The following is a 17,212-nucleotide window of genomic DNA, read 5'->3' on the forward strand; positions in this document are numbered from 1 at the left end:
TTATTCTCCCTTAACTAAGTTGTAGGTGACACACATCGGTTTGTTTGTACGCGGATCGCGGCCGATCTCCGCATCAATCTGAAATACTTCCTTTAACACGTCACGGTTCATGACTTCTTCGCAATTCCCGGCCTTTACGATCTCGCCTTCCTTCATGGCGATCAGATAGTCTGCAAAGCGGGCTGCCTGATTTAAGTCATGGAGGACCATCACGATGGTGCGCTCTTGCTCGACGTTCAGCTTTTGAAGCAGTTCCAGTACCTCAAGCTGATGCGCCATATCTAAATAAGTGGTTGGTTCATCAAGAAAGATAATTTCTGTCTCTTGTGCGAGCGCCATCGCAATCCATACCCGTTGACGCTGGCCTCCGGACAAGGCATCTACGGGACGATACTTAAAGTCCGAGGTTCCCGTTACTTCAAGCGCCCATTCGATCACGCTTATATCTTTCTGGGTTAAGCGTCCGAAGCCCTTTTGATAAGGAAACCGGCCGTAAGACACAAGCTCACCGACCGTTAATCCGCTTGCGCTTTCAGGTGTCTGCGGCAGGATGGCCATTTTTTTGGCCAGCAGCTTTGTATTTTCTTGGGCAATATTAGCTCCATCCAAGATGACGGCTCCTGACTGATGCGGGATAATCCGAGTGATAGCCTTTAATAAAGTTGATTTCCCGCAGCCATTGGAACCGATTATGGTTGTCATTTTTTTGTCAGGAATCTGGACACTGAGATCTTTGACAATGATGCGTTCACCATAACTTATGTTCAGATTATCGGTATACAGGCGAACCATGCTGTGACCTCCAAAAATAAAATCAACGCTCAAAAATAATATTGATAATCATTATCAATATCGACTTCATTAATATAAGTGTATCTTTTTCCGTTGTCAATTGTTCTTGTGCATTGTAAATGTTGGGGGAAAGGCGTATATTTAATTGATAATGATAATCAATACTAAGATATTTCCAAAGGAGTGATATATATGGTAGGCACAGAATTGTTTGACGTAACCATTATCGGTGGAGGGCCAGCAGGGCTTTTCTCTGCTTTTTATAGCGGACTTCGGGAAATGAAAACCAAGTTGATTGAGTTTCAGCCACGTTTAGGCGGCAAGGTGCATGTGTATCCTGAAAAAATGATTTGGGATGTAGGTGGATTGATGCCAACAAGCGGGGATAAATTAATAGAGCAGATGGTGGAGCAGGGACTGACGTTCCATCCCGAAGTGGTATTAAATGAAAAAGTAGAGTCGATTACGCAGAACGAAGAGGGTTTGTTTGTGCTTCATGCTGCATCTGGCCGTAAGCATTATTCGAAAACGGTCATTGTTGCGATTGGCGGCGGTATATTGATGCCGCAAAAATTAGAGATTGAAGGCGCTGAGCGCTTTGAAGTCTCTAACTTGAGCTATACGGTGAAGTCGCTGCTTCACTTCAAGGATAAGACCGTTGTCATCTCGGGCGGAGGCAACTCTGCTGTTGACTGGGCAAATGAATTGGAGCCTATCGCGAAGAAGGTGTACTTAACTTATCGGAAGGAAGCTTTGTCCGGCCATGAAGCGCAAGTGTCCCAGTTGATGAACAGTACTGTAGAATGCTTCTTTGAGACGACCATTACCAAGCTGATCGCAGGTGCAGATCATCAGATGATCGAGCGAGTCGAGCTTACAAATAACAGCACAGGCGAAGTGTCACAGCTTGAGATTGAAGAAGTAATTATTAACCATGGATACGAGCGTGACACAGCGTTGCTGTCCAACAGCCAGTTGGATATTAAAATGGTTGATGACTACTACATTGCGGGTAATGCGAGCAGTGAGTCTTCAATTCCAGGATTGTATGCGGCGGGTGACATTTTACATCATGAAGGGAAACTGCACCTGATCGCTGGCGCGTTCCAAGATGCGGCCAATGCGGTGAATAAAGCGAAGAAGTTTATTGAACCTGAAGCACATGGCCATGCGATGGTGTCCTCTCATAACGATTTGTTCAAGGAACGTAATCGTGAGCTTGTGAAGCAGATGATGAAGTGATTGTTGGTGAAGCCAGAGTGGCTTTAAAAGTGCTGATTGTCAGCAGGATCAACATATAGCGCATGTTAAATGGAAGGAGCCCTGCCGGTTCAATAAACCGGCAGGGCTCCTTTATTTTTATACCTTTGCTGTGAAGTTTGCTTTTACTCGTCCTTTAACTAGCAGGGCACGCTTGGCTGACTTTAGGGATGGTGTTGTCCCTTCTTTCGAGATGACGGCTCCATGCGGTCAGCAAGACCGCGCCTAGCACCATCAAGGCGCCCACCCAAGTCGTATGAATGAGTCCAAGTTTGTCGGCAACGACTCCACCCATATAGGCTCCGATTGCAATGCCTGCGTTAAAGGCTGCAATATTAACAGCCGAAGCTACATCAACTGCACTTGGTGCATAACGTTCAGCCAGCATGACGACGTATATTTGCAGTCCAGGCACACTCATGAATGCAAATAGTCCCATAAGGAGAATGGTAATTAATCCTACCATTTTAAATGGAGCTGTAAATAACAGCAGCACCAGTACAATTGCCTGTAAGGCAAACATGTAAAATAAGGCATTGATAGGCTTGCGATTAGCAGCTTTTCCCCCAACTATATTACCAATAGCAATGGCAATACCGTATAACAGCAAGATGATCGTTATCGTACTTTCTGTAAACCCTGTAATATCATGCAGTAAAGGGGATAAATAAGTGAAGACCACAAATGTACCGCCGTATCCCAATGCCGTAATCGCAAATGCTAATAACAATCGTCCGTTTGTCACGAGCTTTACTTGATCGTGAAGCGGCGTTCGTATGCCTTTACGTAGGCCAACTGGCACAAGCAGGATGTTAGCCAACAATGCGACCATACCTACAGCTACAATAGCGACAAACGCAGCTCGCCAGCCAAGCTGCTGGCCAATGAAGGTGCCTAGCGGAACCCCCGTAACCGTGGCGACGGTAAGTCCCGAGAACATAATCGAGATCGCGCTTGCTCTGCGATGCTCAGGTACCAGGTCTGCAGCAATTGTAGAGCCGATGGACATAAAGATGCCGTGCGCCAAAGCAGAGATGACACGTGCGATCAGCAAGATGGTGATGCTATCCGCGGCTGCAGCAAGGCTATTGCCTGCAATAAACACCAGCATAATCCATAGCAGGAGTGTCTTACGTGACACGCTTGAGGTGAGCGATGTTAATATGGGAGCCCCAAAAGTAACACCTAAGGCATATAAAGTAACGGTTAATCCGGACGTTGTAACGGATATATGCAGGTCTTCAGCAATAAGGGGGAGCAGCCCAACGCTGATAAACTCGGTTGTTCCAATTGCAAAGGCACTTATGGCTAAGGCTAGAAGCGCCAGCGTACTTTTTCTTTGATGGATTTGCATTACTTCCACTCCTAAGGGTTGGTTATACCGGCCGGTAAATGTTATTATGTATTATTCGAATGAAGTTGAATAGTACGTACTTTTTAGTGATATAGTGACCTAAAAGTTATATAGTTACATCAAAGTAACATAGGTACTTTATAGTGCCTTGAGGCTAGGGAAGTTTCTTTTTAATGGAGGAATCGATAAGTTGGTAAAGAAGTATAACATCTCTGTCGAGGCAACACTTGAGGTAATCGGGGGCAAGTGGAAATGTGTGATCTTATGCCACCTGACGCATGGCAGAAAACGTACGAGTGATCTGAAGCGTATTATGCCTAATATTACCCAAAAAATGTTAACGCAGCAGCTGAGGGAGTTAGAACGGGATGGTATCGTCAATCGAATCAGCTACAATCAAGTACCACCTAAAGTAGAATATGAACTTAGTGAATATGGATGGAGCTTAAAGCCGATCCTGGACTCTTTGTGTGCTTGGGGCAATATTCATATCATTAAAGAGTACGGAGATAAATCCTTAATGCTGGAGGATAATGGTTTAAACGACTAGCGCTCTGTTTCTGGCGTATGCAGGATAGGGCTGTAAATGTCGCTTTGGCAAGCATAAGAGATCTTGAACCAGCATAGGCAATAATAGCTTTCGGATGTTCAAGTAGACTAGAGCTGAATTTTACAGTAGTGAAATGAGGATAGGGAATGAATAAGCCTTCTATATATGGATTAACTTTGGAGCAACTCACGATATGGCTAGCTGGTCAGGGGCATAAGAAATTTCGTGCGACGCAAGTGTGGGAATGGCTGTATCGGAAGCGGGTGACCGACTTTTCCGAAATGGTTGACGTCAACCCGGATTGCTTGCGTGTGTTGGCGGAGCACTTTGCGATTACGACCTTAAAGGAACATGTTAAGCAAGAAGCGGCAGATGGCACGGTTAAGTTTCTGTTTATGCTGGACGACGGCAATCTTATTGAGACGGTGCTGATGCGGCACAAGTATGGCTTATCCGTATGTGTAACGACGCAGGTTGGCTGCAATATCGGCTGCAGCTTCTGTGCGAGCGGCCTGCTGGCGAAGAGCCGCGATTTGTCAAGCGGTGAGATTGTAAGCCAAATCATGAAGGTTCAGCTTCACCTGGATCAAGCGAAGCAGGGGGAGAGGGTAAGCCACATCGTCGTGATGGGGATTGGCGAGCCATTTGATAACTTTACGAATCTTGTAGACTTTATTCATGTGGTGACGGATCATAAAGGGCTAGCGATTGGCGCTAGACGGATTACTGTATCAACAAGCGGACTGGCAGGGAAGATCAAGGAGTTTGCCGACCTCAACTTGCGGGTCAATCTTGCAATTTCTTTGCATGCGCCAAATAATGAGCTGCGGACACGTATTATGAAGATTAATCGTGCTATCCCTATTGAGAAGCTTATGCCGGCGATTCATTACTACGTGGAGCGCACGAATCAACGCATAGCGTTCGAGTATATTTTGCTTAAAGGTGTGAACGATCAACTAGAGCAAGCGCATGAACTAGCGGAATTGATCAAGGACATTCGCCACGCGGTCAGCGTAAACCTGATTCCTTATAATCCGGTGGATGAGCACAGTCAATACCAGAGGAGCATGCCGGAAGCGGTGCGGGGGTTCTTTGACGTGTTGAAGCAGCATGGGATCAATAGCAGTATTCGACAGGAACACGGAACAGATATTGATGCGGCTTGTGGTCAGCTTAGAAGCAAGCAGATGAAGGAAGGGCAGGAGACCTCTTCTGATCGGGATCAGGCTGCGATCGGATCATAATCAAAGATCAATGGAGGTGCATCCATCACCGATTGGTGTTCCAGAAGACGTTGTCCGACTAATCATTTTTATCGCAAGTGACGAATCGCAGTAGGTGACAGGGCAATGGTTCAAGTCGGAAGGTGGATACTTAGGCAAGCAGATAGATAGCGGAAGGATCGTCCCGATGGACGATCCTTTTTGTGCGAAGGTTTCATTTTCATACCATAAATCGAGCAACTGAGGCGGCAATAACAGCAGGTTATTCCAGTTTTCGTTACGCGGCAGATGATCTAATTCATAATAAGATACAGATATTGCGAGGGTGATGAGCGTTGAAGGTACATATTGATCTAAATGATGACTATGAAGAAACGACGGTAACGATCCATGCCAAGGCATGGTCGGAGGAATTAGCCGTGCTCATGAACAAGCTGCAAAGCCCTGCATCCAAGCGTCTGATGGGTATAGAGGAGGAGAGGTCTATTCTGCTTGATCCTGCAGACATTGACTACATTTTCGCCGAAAGCCGGAAAGTGTTTGCATCTGTGGAGCAGCGCAAGATAGAGCTGAAGATGAAGCTGTACGAAGTGGAGGAACTTTTGACGCCGCTTCAATTCATGAGATTCTCCAAATCGGTTATTGGCAATATCGATTTAATCGACAGGTTTGAGTTGGCGTTTAACGGCAACCTTTGTGTCTATTTCAAATCAGGCAGCAAGGAATACGTGTCCCGGAGTTATGTAAATGCGCTTAAACAGCAGTTAATATTGGGGGGCGGCAAGAATGATAGCTGATATTGTGAAACGGGTAGCAGTTGGATTTTGTTACGCTGCTATCATAACCTTTGTATCACTTACCATGCTGATGCTGAACGATACGGAAGTATCCGTTCGAGTAATGTGGCTGAATATGCTCGGCAGTATGATTATTGGCGCTTACTTTGGCCTCGCTTCTTTTATATTTAATTACGATAAATGGAGCCCGCTTAAACAGCTAATCGTTCATTATGTGCTATCTCTAATTGTCTATTTTAGTACAGCTATCCTGATTGGCTGGATTCCGCTTATCTTAACAGCTCTGTTGATATCACTAGTTATATTCAGCGCCATTTATACCGTATTCTGGTTTGGATATCGTTCTTATTATAGAAGGCAAGCAAAAGAGCTAAATGATTCGGTTAGACGTAAGTAGAGGGGGATAACAAAATGACAAATGTTCTTGAAGTTGCAGATGTAGTCAAAGGGTACGGCGGCAAGACTGCACTTGATAAAGTAAATATTCACGTAAGGGAAGGAAGCTGCTTTGGCTTGCTGGGTCCAAATGGGGCGGGGAAGTCTACGTTGATGAAACTAATGACGGGTATACTGCAGGCAGATAGCGGCATTATTCGTGCGTTTGACATGGATACGCGTCACCAAATGAGCAAGATTAGGCAGCTTGTCGGGTACGTACCGCAGGAAATTACGTTATACGAGAAGCTGAGTGCGGTCCAGAACTTGAAATTTTTTGGTGAAATGTATGGAGTGAAAGGCGCCGAGCTGAAGAGACGTATTGAAAATGTACTTGAACAGGTGGGATTGTCTGATCGGGCCAGTGAAGCGGTAGGAACGTATTCAGGCGGGATGAAACGCCGAATCAATTTGGCGGCAGCACTGCTGCATCAGCCCCAACTGGTTATTCTGGATGAGCCGACAGTGGGAATCGATCCACAATCGCGGAATCATATATTTGAAATGATACGTGGTTTAAGGAAAGAAGGGTTGACCCTCGTGTATTCCACTCACTATATGGAGGAAGTGGAGGCATTATGCGACGATATTGCCATCATCGATCATGGCTCAGTAATTGCGCAGGGCAGCTTGCACGAGATATTGGAGCGGCACGCGGATAAAGCGGTATACGTAGAGTCGGACCACATAACGGAGCCACCACAGTTGAGCGGCATTATTCAGGCAAGTGCGCGTGGTCGGGGCTGGGTGCTGGAGAGCGAACAACCTTTAAATACATTGCATGATATGTCTCGACTGCTCGCTGAAGCGGGTGCTAATGTGCATGCACTTGAGCTGGTAAAGCCTTCGCTTGACCGTGTGTTTCTGAAGCTGACAGGTACGGCGCTGCGCGACTAATCGTCATTGGCAAATATATTGGAGTGGGGAGTGGGATCATGATTCGCAGTATTTTTATAAAAGAGACGCAGCTGCTGCTAAAAGATAAGGGGACATTTTTCTGGCTATTCGTATTGCCAATCTTATTCATCGTTATGTTCTCTTCTATCTTTGGTAATGCAGGCACGACTACATATACGATTCGTTATTATGATGCGGACGGAACAAAGGAATCCAATCAGTTCATTGAGACGCTGGCTCGAATCAAAGGATTTGAACTGGCAGCAGACAAGGAGAAATCACTGGCAGATCAAATCCAAGCGGTGAGAGACGGCAAGCAAACTTCTGTGCTTGTGATCCCTCAAGGCTACAGCCAACGCCTGCTTGGAAGCGGTACGGCTGAAGTGGAACTGCATCGTGATGCTGCAGGTGATGCTGCCACAGCGCCTGTCGCAGCTGTACTGGACAGTGTAACCAAACAGTACCAGGAACATAAATTGCGGGTGGCGCTGAAGGAAACCGGGCAAAGCCAGACAGGAATTGATTCGTTGCTAGCTGCCCCAATTCAAGTAAAAGACATCAAGGAAAACGTGGCTAAAGCGAATCCAGTCACGCAAATTGTACCGGGATATACCGTCATGTTTGTATTCTTTATTATGATTACAATGATCCATAATTTCCTGCGGGATCGGGATTCAGGTATGGTATCGCGCCTCAAAGGTACACCGCTGAAGCCGCATCAATACCTGATCGGCATGTGGCTGCCCAACATGATGGTGGTGCTCATCCAATCGACGGTTCTCCTGACATTTGGATTTATCGTATACGGTCTTCATCTAGGCGATTTGCTTGCAGTTGCAGCTGTTGTAATCAGCTTGTCCATTTGCGCAACGGGAATTGGATTGATGTTATCGATGCTGGTCAACAGCGTCAATACAGGGGTGGCGATCGTTCAAATTATCGCGATGGGAGGCGCCATCGTTGGAGGGCTTTGGTTCCCCTATGATTTCCTGCCTAAGGCGGTGCAGTGGATCGGTTTATTTACGCCACAATATTGGGCGCAGCGAGGCATGCAGGATGTTATGATCCGGGGAGTACATCTGGATGGTGTATGGATCACGATCCTTATCCTGCTGGCATTTGGCTTGGCAGGTCTGGCAGTCGCTACTGCAAGCTTCAACCGTTTTGCAGCCAAAGCAAAAAATTAGAATACTACTGAATAGATTACCCCCGCGACTAGTGGCCAACTGTCGCGGGGGTATTAACTTTCAAAGAGTGTCACTGTTGCCCAGCGGCTCTTGACCGTGCTAATGGGTTTCAACAGTGCGGCTGGCAGTTGAAGCAGAGGCCCCGGCGTACCTCGTGTATGAGGCAAAGACGATGATTAAGCATTCTGCTGCAGCCAAGTTTTCATTTCTTTGATTTCAAATAATTGCTCGATATGAAAGACGCCAGACGGATATGACGATTTGCAAATGGCATGTGCGACATAGGCGGCTACTCTGGCGGTCATATCCGATTGATTGCGACCATGCAGCATGCATTCGACGGTTGATTCTATGCCTGCTCTTCGACCTTTTGCTTTAGCCGTCACGGCGAAGCGATCTTCACCGAAGTGAAATTGGTTAAAGCACTTTACAGTTGCATTCCGAACCCAGGGGACCCGAAGTATACGAGATAAGCCGGATTTACGCAGCCCTGCTACGAGAGCAGTCACCACTGACGAATCAAAGCATAGGCGCGTAGCAACGGATGGTACACCCAATGTATGGGGGAGCGTCTGTTGATCGGAAAATGGGAAGCGATAGGCTCGCTTGCGCCCTTGTTCGTGCCCGAAATCAGCTATCTGGCCGCTAGTGAAGCTGTCGACAACCACTTTCCGATTGTTTTCGATAACTTCAAATGAAGCACTTAATTGATCCACAGTCCACTCAATGGCGGCCGTTCCATGCCGATCCCCAAGTCCAAGCATAATGGTTAGATCAATGCTGTCTGTCCGCTCAAGCTGCTTTGAAGCTTGGAGCGCAAGCAAGTTAGTTAGGCCTGGTGCAAGTCCAACGCTTAATACTGCGGTTGCGCCGTATTCCTCAGCTTCGCCTCGCATCTGTTCGACTTCTGTCAGGAAGGAACCACTTGCCGAAACGTCGATATAGTGCGTCCCGTTCTGGAAGCAGGCGCGGACAAAGCTGCTGTCCTCCTGATCGAGGCACATAATGACCAATTTGACGCGTGTCAGCAGGAGGGGATCTACTGGAGCGCTAATATCCAGCAGCATGGGTTTTACTTGGCCATTTAAAGCAGTGGATAGCTGCTCCGCGCGCTTGAAATTGCGTCCCGCGGCATATACTTTGCCGGGATACAAGGCACCCAATTGACGACATATCGTACTGCCTACATGGCCGTAACCGCCAACAATAATAATTTGGTCTTTAACTGTCATGATGATCACCTATCCTTTGATAGCGAACCAGGCGTCAATGAGATAGGCTCCATAATAGGATGTCGGCTCTCTGAATCCTGCTTCTCTAAGAAGTGTTAACATTAGGGCATCTGGAACGGGATCGAATTCCTGACCGAATGAAGCCGCGAATCGTTCCCAATCTTCTACTGGAACCCCATTAGCTAGCATATGAGCTTTCCAGGCCTGCATCATAATTGCAAAGCTTTCTGTAGTGGGGTTGCCATTAATGGACGCTATAAATAAAGGTGCCCCTGGCTTTAATCTCTGGTAGAGGCTGTTAAGCAGCGCAGCCTTTTCACTTAGACCTTGTACAAAGTGAAGTACAAGCAAGCAGGTAGCGGCATCATAATGGAGCGGCTGCGGTAATTGATCGATACTGCCATGGAACAAGGTCACTTGCTGCCCCAGCGACGTCGAGTCCAGCCGCTGCTTGGCTGCTTCCAGCATGCGATCGGAAGGGTCTACGCCAGTCAGCTTCCAGTCGGGATGCCGACTTCCGAGCGTCACCAGCTCTTGTCCCCCGCCTGCGCCAACGATCAGCACCTCTGGAGGTTGGTGTAAGAGTGGTAATTGCGCTGCCATCAGACGTGCGGTCATATCATACAGAAGATAATAACCAGGAATTTTGGCGGCTATTGTATCTACATAGCGATCTGCTTGCGAATGATTCCAGTTCATGAAAGCATCTGATGAAGGATTCATTGGGTTGCTCCTCACGTAATTGATATACAATAGAAATACGATTTGATCTTAATTATAATGACAGCGCTGTGAACCACCATCCCAGATATGTGGGATTTGATGTGGATGTACGCTGTTTATAGGGGAATGATGGGAGATGAAGAGCTATGCAGCCCTTTACCAGGCGGGTCATCGATATTATTAAAGGTATACCTGAAGGTTCCGTCATGACATATGGTCAAGTGGCTGAACTAGCTGGAAGCAAGCGAGGGGCAAGGCAGGTTGTACGTATCCTCCATTCGATGAGTACAGCTTACGAGCTTCCATGGCACAGAGTCATCAATGCCAAAGGGGAAATCGCATTGTTGGATGATGAAGCCCGATTTAAGCAGATCCTTTACTTAAACAGCGAAGGTGTCATGCTGGATGAAGAGGGGCGCATTGATCTGGTAAAATACAGGGCGAAGATGTCGTAAAGACAATACTTACATGATGCGGTAAAGGTTGCCACAGTTGGTTGGTACTTGAGGTATACATCATTTTCGGCTGCAGCGTGTATAATGGAAGCTAGAACTGTGAGAAGGGATGAGCATATGCTGAACATTACGGAATACAGCGTGGAAATATTAAAGGATCCCTTTGGTATTTTGTCAGGCAAGCGATATGAATTTATAGTGGATCTGGATGTTCCAGAGGATGACGAGCTCCATTCGGAGCATGGTGTGTACATAAAGGCGATCTTTATGGTGGATGAAGATCAGTCACGTATCGTCAAATATGATTTTTACGAACATACGACGCATCAATATCTGGACTTTGACATGGAGCCTGAAGAGGAAGCGGCGTTAGCCGATTTCTGCAAGGCGCATACCGGAGACACAGAATAACAGACAGGCGGGCACATTGTGCCACCTAAAGAGGAAGCTGGTTTCAACACGTATTTTTACGTGTAGGGAACCAGCTTTTTTTCTGAGCAGGGTAATCCCTATCTACAATTGTTTAAGCGATTTCACAATTAGCACTCCCAAAGCCTCCCCAATTTAAATATAATGAAGGCAGTGTTATATTTTTCCTGACTTTCAGTCGAATAATACAATTGAATAAGCAGAGACCGTTCTATATTAATCAATGGGTAATAGCTGAGGGGGAAGCCGTAATGAAGTTGCGATTTGAAGGAAATGTAAGCGATCTGCGAGCTGGTATTGAACTGCTCGCAAAGGAAATTCAATTCATGGAAGCGCAAGACGGTATACCTGTCCTTGTCGAATCTTCGTCTGGTGTACTGGAAGTAGGTTTGGATCAAGGCAAAGGGTACATACGTTACGGACATAAGCACCAATTTTTCCGGGGGCTCGGGCTATTTGTACAGCACGCCCGCAATGGTCAACCGTTCCAGCTTAGAGAGAAGCAGCAGTTTGATACGGTGGGCCCTATGTTCGACCTATCCCGTAATGCGGTACTGACACTGGATAGCTTTAAGTTTATGTTGCGTAAGATGGCCTTAATGGGCATGAACACGGTTATGTTGTACATGGAAGATACCTATGAGATTGGCGAAGAGCCTTACTTTGGTTACATGCGAGGACGGTACTCGCATGCGGAACTGCGCGAAATTGACGATTACGCCGATCAATTTGGCATCGAGGCATTCCCAAGTATCCAGACGCTCGCGCATCTGGAGGAGTTCTTGAAGTGGGAGCCAGTAAAAGAGTATAAAGATACCAAGGGTGCGCTGCTGGTCGGCGGCGAGAAGACGGATCAATTAGTCGAACAAATGATAGAAGCCGCAAGTGCCCCGTTCCGCAGTCGTAAGATTCATATAGGCATGGATGAAGCGGAGGAACTTGGGCGCGGCAAATACTTGGACCACAACGGGTTTACGAGCCGATTTGATATTATGACGGCACATTTAGAAAAAGTGCTGGATATCGTACGGCGCCGTGGCTTAAAGCCGTTGATGTGGAGTGACATGTTCTTAAAATTTGCCTCTACGGATGGCAGTGAGCATTATGATACGGAGACACAAATTCCTGCAGAAATGGCAAGCCGTATCCCTAAAGATGTAGACATGGTCTATTGGGATTATGTCCATACCGAGCGAGAGGATTACGAGAAGCTGATCGCCAAGCATCGGCCATTGGGCTGCAATCTGGTGTTTGCCGGGGGTGTGTGGGTGTTTAACACCTTTGGTGTTAATTACGGCTTATCGCTTAACGCGACAGACATCGCCCTGCAGGTGTGCAAGGAGCAGGGCATACGTGAGGTATATGCGACGATGTGGGGCGATGACGGTATGGAGAGCAATCCGTATATCGCCTTGTACGGCTTGCAATTCTATGCGGAGCATGCTTATGCGGAAGGCAAGTTGGACGAAGCACAGCTTGCGGAGCGGGTGAAGTTCTGTACGGGAATTGAAGCGGATGCCTACTTGCAGTTGAAATATTTGGACGAGACGCCTGGTGCTGAGCCGGACAACCGGAAGCAGAGCAATCCTTCGAAGTTCCTGCTCTACCAAGATGTGCTGCTTGGCTTGTTCGATAAGCAGATTGAAGGGCTTGATATTGCGGCCCACTATGAGCAATTAGAGCAGCAGATTCGCCGCCGCCGCGTGCAGGAGGCCGAACTGGATTATATGTTCGAGGTGCCGGAGAAGCTGTGCGGCGTGCTGAAGCGTAAGAGCGAGATTGGCATCGCTCTGAAGCAGGCGTATGACGCCAAGGATCACGATAAGCTGCGGCATATCGCGGTGGAAGTACTGCCTGAGATTACGGATGCGGTACAGGCGCTGCGGGCCGCTCACCGGACCCAATGGCTGCGTATGTTTAAGCCATTTGGCTGGGAAGTTATTGATATCCGGTATGGTGGTGTCGTAAACCGTCTGGATACGGCTTCTATGCGGCTGCTTGATTATACGGAGGGCCGAATTGGACAGATTGAGGAGCTTGAACAAGAGCGGTTATTGTACAGCTCATCCAACCGATTTAATCAGAAAGGCTTAGGCTGGTGCAGCTATTATTATCGGATGGCATCGCCAAATGTCTTCTTCCATGTGTTGAACCCATTTTAAATGAAAAGAGCAGCAGAACTATAAAATAAAGAAAGGCGTCCTCGCACCGTGCCATCTCGACGACTGGCGTGAGGACGCCTTTTCTCTGCATGTATGACATATATGCTAGCGGCTGCTTGAAGACCAACGAAAGAGCCTGTCCACTCCTGTGCGGTGTGCCATGTTAAAGCAGGTTTAAGCTCCCTTTAAATTGACTTTTAGATTCATAATTAGAGCATCAAAATATCTCGAATCTCTTGCTCTGTTAGCGAGGACAAAGCTTCTTCACCAGGTTGAATGACTTCTTCGATGAGATCCTTTTTCCTTTGCTGCAATTCATACATCTTGTCCTCTACGGTGCCTTGCGTGACAAGTCTTATCACTTGTACGACATTTTTTTGCCCGATGCGATAAGCCCGATCTGCTGCCTGCTGCTCTACAGCCGGGTTCCACCATAGATCATACAGAATAACTGTATCTGCTCCCGTCAAGTTAAGACCTGTACCACCTGCTTTTAACGAAATGAGAAACAAGTCCCGTTCGCCTTCGTTGAATCGGCTGCACAGCTCTACTCGCTCAGCTGAGGGTGTACTGCCGTCTAGATAGAAATGGGCTACTCCCAGTTCGGTTAACTCTCGTTTAATTAGATTGAGCATCCCTGTGAACTGAGAGAATACAAGCAATCGTCGGCCTGCAGATCTAGACTCTTCGATAATATCGAGCAGCAGCTCGAATTTGGCTGAACTTCCAGCATAACCGTCGACGAACAGAGCAGGATGGCAGCACAACTGGCGTAACCGGGTAAGGCCTGCCAAGATTTTGATGCGGCTTTTCTGAAACCCAGTCTCGTCTAAATGTTTGAGGGTGTCTTTTTGCAGCTTGGCCAGATAGGCCAGATACAGTTTCTTCTGCTCAGGCAGCAGCTCAGAAGCTTGTACCGATTCGATTTTCTCAGGCAGTTCTTTGAGCACGTCCGTTTTCAGCCGACGCAGCAGAAAGGGACGGGCCCGTTTGGCCACGATATCACGCGGTAGATCGTTAAAGGCCTGTCTATCTGAGAACAGTTCTGGGAAGACAACATCAAAGATCGACCACAGTTCCTCTAGTCTGTTCTCTACAGGTGTACCTGTAAGAGCAAATCGGTATTTTGCCTGAATTGTTTTCACGGCATGCGCCGTCTGCGTTGTGTAATTCTTGAATGCCTGCGCTTCATCCAGAATGAGCGTATGGAAAGCGGGCTTGGCATATAACTTGATATCCCGGCGCAGCAGGGGATACGAAGTGATAATCACATCCGCTGCAAATTCCTTGCTCAACAAATGGATGCGTTCTGCCTTACTTCCATCAGCGATGGCAACTTTTAGTTCAGGAGCGAATCTCTGCAGTTCATTACGCCAATTGTATAGCAGCGAGGCAGGCGCGATGACAAGGGCTGGCATTTTCTGTTTGCGAATGTCAGGCAGCATGGACACAAGGAATGTTATAGTTTGCAGTGTTTTGCCCAGGCCCATATCGTCTGCAAGAATGCCCCCAAAGTGATAATGGGCTAACGTTCTCATCCACTGATACCCATACTTCTGATAATCACGAAGCACAGGTGTCAAATGGTCTGGAAGCGGGAAATCCAGATTGTCGGGATTACGCATATTTTCTAGAAAAAGGCGCAGCGATCTGCCAATGGAGATGGCATTCCCATGATCTCCGGTATGCATCAGTTGCAGGCTGCGGGCGATTGGAATACGGAAAAAGGCGGCTTTTTCCTCTTCTTTGTACAGATCCATCGTGTCCATGAAGCGGCCAATCTCTTGGAAAGCTTCACTTTCAAGTGACAGCAAGGCGCCGCTTGGCAAACGGTAATATTTCCTTTTATCTTCTAAAGATTGCAGCAGATGGCGAATGTCGGTTTCGGCGATCCCGTCCATCTCAAACTTGAATTCGAGCCAGTCAGTGCGCTCGTCCACATTAACCGTAATTTGTGGCGCCACAGGGGCGGCATGCAATCGTGCCTTAACAGCGGAAGTAGCATAGATCTGCACCCAAGCCTTCAGCTTGGGTACTACGTGATACAAGAAATCGTATTCCGCATCCTCATCATCGAGGAAGTAGCCGCCTTCTGTCTTGGCAAAAGGGCATTGCTCCATCATCTCCATAATTTGCTGCTCTTGCTCTGTGTCTCGTATGAGAATACGGTTAGCGGCACGCTGATGGGTGTGTGCTTCTAATGGATTAAGAACGATGTCACCGTACTGGAACTCCAATCCTGCAAGCAGGCGATCCCGAACGCGGTCAAGGTAAAGCTTTGCTTGCAGCGCGGGCTGTACGATTCGCTCGGCAATGGCCTGCGTAATGCTGACGCTTCCCAGTTTTGATAAGCCAGGAATGACTTGATCCATGTAAGGCTCGATCTGGCCCGAAGGAATTCGAAATACTTGCTTGCGGTAGGACTCCAGCAATTGCTTCATCTCGCTGAGCCGCTTGCAATGATCAGGAGATAGTTTAATCAGCCTTCCTCCTGATATGACCATCCCGTACTGCTCCATAACTGTAATCTGATTCATGCCCAGCACTTCCATCTGGAAGCCTTCATCTTCAGCTTGATCCAGCTTAAATTTCAGTGGAAGCGGTTCGTCGACTATCTGTAAGCCGGGATAGCAAATCCCTTCATGGTCCAGAGTGACAGATTTGGCTTGGGCAAGCAGGGAAGAAAGGTCATGCCATATATAAGCAGGCAGTGGAAGGGTACGCTCTCCACCAGCACGATTCACGGGGCTGGAGTAGCTATGGGCAGTCTCCAGATGAACCTCTTCCTGACGATAAGCGCGAATAAGCTGTTGCAGAATCGCATCATCCTGAGGATGAAAGCTGTGCAGCAAGGGATCATACGTGAACAGCTTGGAAAAGGTATAGTCTCTCCCCCGATCAATGCTGTCCAGAAACTCGCGCAGCTTCTGAACGACATAGAGCCGCTTGGGGCCAACCTTGCATTCGATGGCAAGAATGAACTTGCGATATCCATAAGAGATAGGCTTGCAGGTAAATTCCATTTCAAGCTGTACGCGCTCATCAAAGCGTGATCGTGCTCCAGCGGAGCGCTTCTGCTTTCCGCTAAAGAGTCCCAGCATCCCTTTAGTAACTTGGATGTCACTGCTGGCAATCGCAGAAAGTTCGGCTGCTCGTTCATTACCTTGCGGTATAGCCTGCTCAGGTCGGGCGTCGGTATGATCAGCAAGTTCAATGGGGCTGGCATGAGCAGGGGACCGCTCATCCTGTTCCAATTCGTGTATACATAAGAGTACAGCAGCAATATGTTTGCAGAAGCTTCCCTTTGCCGGAAACCCGGGACAGGTGCACACAGCTGTTATATGTTTGTTTGGATCTCTATCTACGTTCACGCGGTAATGATCTTGAGTTCCGTGCACAGTAGCTTCAAAGCTTCCGGCGCGGAAATTATGGTGTATTAACGTGACTCTTCCGGCTGTATAGTAGGCTTCGCCTCGTTCATAAGAGAATAGGCCGCACTGTGACTTAATAATAGGCAGGGTCAACTTTAAGCTCATTGCCTCGATCCTTCCTTTATATAAATGAAAATAGGAACAGGGATTGGACTTCTTATGTTTATGATAGCAGAAATAAACATAAAAAATAAAAGTTGAGTAGGGCGACGAAGAGATGTTAAGAATATGTTCAGTATAGTTTGATAAAATTAAAATTACTGTGGATACACAAAAATAAAA

General features: G+C 47.3%; 15 protein-coding genes. 10 read left to right on the forward strand and 5 right to left on the reverse strand.

The features are described from left to right. Entirely contained in the window at positions 1 to 792 is a 792-nt protein-coding gene (locus tag QP775_RS10850; protein ID WP_239329074.1) for an ABC transporter ATP-binding protein, read from the reverse strand. 192 nt (positions 793 to 984) lie between these two features. Here QP775_RS10850 and QP775_RS10855 point away from each other — a divergent pair, with 192 nt between their 5' ends. After that, positions 985 to 2,034, forward strand: coding sequence for an NAD(P)/FAD-dependent oxidoreductase (locus tag QP775_RS10855; RefSeq protein ID WP_285105981.1), 1,050 nt, complete (start codon positions 985 to 987; stop codon positions 2,032 to 2,034). Between the two features lie 154 nt (positions 2,035 to 2,188). On the opposite strand, the gene QP775_RS10860 is transcribed toward QP775_RS10855, so the two are convergent. Next, complete coding sequence (locus QP775_RS10860; protein WP_285105983.1) at positions 2,189 to 3,406, reverse strand: MFS transporter; 1,218 nt, start codon at positions 3,404 to 3,406, stop codon at positions 2,189 to 2,191. 190 nt (positions 3,407 to 3,596) lie between these two features. Here QP775_RS10860 and QP775_RS10865 point away from each other — a divergent pair, with 190 nt between their 5' ends. The 6 genes from QP775_RS10865 to QP775_RS10890 all read left to right on the forward strand — a co-directional run bounded on the left by QP775_RS10865 (position 3,597) and on the right by QP775_RS10890 (position 8,498). Beyond that, positions 3,597 to 3,956, forward strand: a complete 360-nt coding sequence (locus tag QP775_RS10865) for a winged helix-turn-helix transcriptional regulator (protein WP_275444622.1) — start codon at positions 3,597 to 3,599, stop codon at positions 3,954 to 3,956. A 146-nt stretch (positions 3,957 to 4,102) separates the two neighbouring features. Beyond that, positions 4,103 to 5,203, forward strand: coding sequence for a dual-specificity RNA methyltransferase RlmN (gene rlmN / locus QP775_RS10870; protein WP_285105987.1), 1,101 nt, complete (start codon positions 4,103 to 4,105; stop codon positions 5,201 to 5,203). Positions 5,204 to 5,517: 314 nt separating this feature from the next. After that, entirely contained in the window at positions 5,518 to 5,979 is a 462-nt protein-coding gene (locus QP775_RS10875; protein ID WP_285105989.1) for a LytTR family DNA-binding domain-containing protein, read from the forward strand. Then, entirely contained in the window at positions 5,969 to 6,376 is a 408-nt protein-coding gene (locus QP775_RS10880; RefSeq protein ID WP_239329069.1) for a DUF3021 domain-containing protein, read from the forward strand. Before QP775_RS10875 ends, QP775_RS10880 begins: the two co-directional genes overlap by 11 nt. 14 nt (positions 6,377 to 6,390) lie before the next feature. Further along, complete coding sequence (locus tag QP775_RS10885) at positions 6,391 to 7,311, forward strand: ABC transporter ATP-binding protein (protein WP_285105992.1); 921 nt, start codon at positions 6,391 to 6,393, stop codon at positions 7,309 to 7,311. A gap of 38 nt (positions 7,312 to 7,349) precedes the next feature. Next, positions 7,350 to 8,498 (forward strand): ABC transporter permease, encoded by a 1,149-nt coding sequence (locus QP775_RS10890; protein ID WP_285105994.1) that lies wholly within the window; start codon positions 7,350 to 7,352, stop codon positions 8,496 to 8,498. A gap of 176 nt (positions 8,499 to 8,674) precedes the next feature. Here QP775_RS10890 and QP775_RS10895 read toward each other — a convergent pair whose 3' ends face one another. Both QP775_RS10895 and QP775_RS10900 read right to left on the reverse strand, forming a co-directional pair. Continuing rightward, complete coding sequence (locus tag QP775_RS10895; RefSeq protein WP_285105996.1) at positions 8,675 to 9,730, reverse strand: saccharopine dehydrogenase family protein; 1,056 nt, start codon at positions 9,728 to 9,730, stop codon at positions 8,675 to 8,677. Positions 9,731 to 9,739: 9 nt separating this feature from the next. Next, positions 9,740 to 10,453 carry a class I SAM-dependent methyltransferase gene (locus tag QP775_RS10900; protein ID WP_239329065.1) on the reverse strand — a complete coding sequence of 238 codons (714 nt, stop codon included), beginning with the start codon at positions 10,451 to 10,453 and terminating at the stop codon, positions 9,740 to 9,742. A 146-nt stretch (positions 10,454 to 10,599) separates the two neighbouring features. Between QP775_RS10900 and QP775_RS10905 the strand changes: the two genes are divergently transcribed. The 3 genes from QP775_RS10905 (at position 10,600) to QP775_RS10915 (ending at position 13,499) form a co-directional block, all read left to right on the forward strand. Next, the gene (locus QP775_RS10905) at positions 10,600 to 10,908 is read left to right on the forward strand and encodes an MGMT family protein (protein WP_239329064.1); all 309 of its coding nucleotides are present in this window, start codon (positions 10,600 to 10,602) and stop codon (positions 10,906 to 10,908) included. Positions 10,909 to 11,025: 117 nt separating this feature from the next. Beyond that, the gene (locus QP775_RS10910) at positions 11,026 to 11,319 is read left to right on the forward strand and encodes a DUF6509 family protein (RefSeq protein WP_239329219.1); all 294 of its coding nucleotides are present in this window, start codon (positions 11,026 to 11,028) and stop codon (positions 11,317 to 11,319) included. A gap of 269 nt (positions 11,320 to 11,588) precedes the next feature. Beyond that, positions 11,589 to 13,499, forward strand: coding sequence for a beta-N-acetylhexosaminidase (locus QP775_RS10915; protein ID WP_239329063.1), 1,911 nt, complete (start codon positions 11,589 to 11,591; stop codon positions 13,497 to 13,499). A gap of 209 nt (positions 13,500 to 13,708) precedes the next feature. On the opposite strand, the gene QP775_RS10920 is transcribed toward QP775_RS10915, so the two are convergent. Then, positions 13,709 to 17,035: a DEAD/DEAH box helicase gene (locus tag QP775_RS10920; RefSeq protein WP_239329062.1), complete on the reverse strand. Its 3,327-nt coding sequence runs from the start codon at positions 17,033 to 17,035 to the stop codon at positions 13,709 to 13,711. Positions 17,036 to 17,212: the final 177 nt, after the last annotated feature.

It is taken from the genome of Paenibacillus sp. UMB4589-SE434, assembly GCF_030226685.1.
GTDB lineage: Bacteria > Bacillota > Bacilli > Paenibacillales > Paenibacillaceae > Paenibacillus_B.

Excerpts from the sequence above, each read along its gene's own strand:
- QP775_RS10850 (WP_239329074.1), bottom strand. The coding sequence starts at position 792 with ATGGTTCGCCTGTATACCGATAATCTGAACATAAGTTATGGTGAACGC.
- QP775_RS10855 (WP_285105981.1), top strand. The coding sequence starts at position 985 with ATGGTAGGCACAGAATTGTTTGACGTAACCATTATCGGTGGAGGGCCA.
- QP775_RS10860 (WP_285105983.1), bottom strand. The coding sequence starts at position 3,406 with ATGCAAATCCATCAAAGAAAAAGTACGCTGGCGCTTCTAGCCTTAGCC.
- rlmN (WP_285105987.1), top strand. The coding sequence starts at position 4,103 with ATGAATAAGCCTTCTATATATGGATTAACTTTGGAGCAACTCACGATA.
- QP775_RS10880 (WP_239329069.1), top strand. The coding sequence starts at position 5,969 with ATGATAGCTGATATTGTGAAACGGGTAGCAGTTGGATTTTGTTACGCT.
- QP775_RS10885 (WP_285105992.1), top strand. The coding sequence starts at position 6,391 with ATGACAAATGTTCTTGAAGTTGCAGATGTAGTCAAAGGGTACGGCGGC.
- QP775_RS10890 (WP_285105994.1), top strand. The coding sequence starts at position 7,350 with ATGATTCGCAGTATTTTTATAAAAGAGACGCAGCTGCTGCTAAAAGAT.
- QP775_RS10895 (WP_285105996.1), bottom strand. The coding sequence starts at position 9,730 with ATGACAGTTAAAGACCAAATTATTATTGTTGGCGGTTACGGCCATGTA.
- QP775_RS10900 (WP_239329065.1), bottom strand. The coding sequence starts at position 10,453 with ATGAATCCTTCATCAGATGCTTTCATGAACTGGAATCATTCGCAAGCA.
- QP775_RS10905 (WP_239329064.1), top strand. The coding sequence starts at position 10,600 with ATGCAGCCCTTTACCAGGCGGGTCATCGATATTATTAAAGGTATACCT.
- QP775_RS10910 (WP_239329219.1), top strand. The coding sequence starts at position 11,026 with ATGCTGAACATTACGGAATACAGCGTGGAAATATTAAAGGATCCCTTT.
- QP775_RS10915 (WP_239329063.1), top strand. The coding sequence starts at position 11,589 with ATGAAGTTGCGATTTGAAGGAAATGTAAGCGATCTGCGAGCTGGTATT.
- QP775_RS10920 (WP_239329062.1), bottom strand. The coding sequence starts at position 17,035 with ATGAGCTTAAAGTTGACCCTGCCTATTATTAAGTCACAGTGCGGCCTA.